Raw genomic sequence first — 424 nt, 5'->3', positions numbered from 1 at the left:
AATTGCCTGTGAATTGTTCCTAAGATATGCCGAAGGACTCATCCGGTTGAAAAAGACATTGAAGGGCAGTTCCTTTTGTGCCGGATCAAAATGGTGCCTGGCGGCGTCATATTTTACCACAGGTATTCCCCTGGTTTCAAATTCGCTAAACAAGGGGCGGAACCAATCGGGATGTTCATAATATACCGCTACCGGTTTTTCTGTTTTATTTAAGCTCATGTTCTATGTGTTTAAAAGTTAGGTTATAATTTTTTGTTATTGAATAGGACTTACAGCAACAATGCACTTTTATCCCTGGTCCTCCTTCTGCTATTCGGGTTTTCCAACGAGAAGCCGCGGACTTCGGAGAAAAACAGATTTCTGCTGAACAACAAATGGATCAGCCATATCAAAATAGGGTTAGAGACTCCGGTAGAGTACATAG

The 424-nt window shown here is 41.7% G+C and carries 1 protein-coding gene; it reads right to left on the bottom strand.

Features of this window, described 5'->3' with window-relative positions; genetic code table 11:
• Positions 1-219, bottom strand: a 219-nt coding sequence (locus tag HC175_RS19200) for a hypothetical protein (RefSeq protein ID WP_209310110.1), incomplete at its 3' end; no start/stop codon positions are given.
• Positions 220-424 lie beyond the last annotated feature (205 nt).

The sequence above is a fragment of the Salinimicrobium oceani genome, from assembly GCF_012037645.1.
Note: the sequence above shows the minus strand (reverse complement) of the source record. Positions and strands in the feature narration are given on the sequence as shown.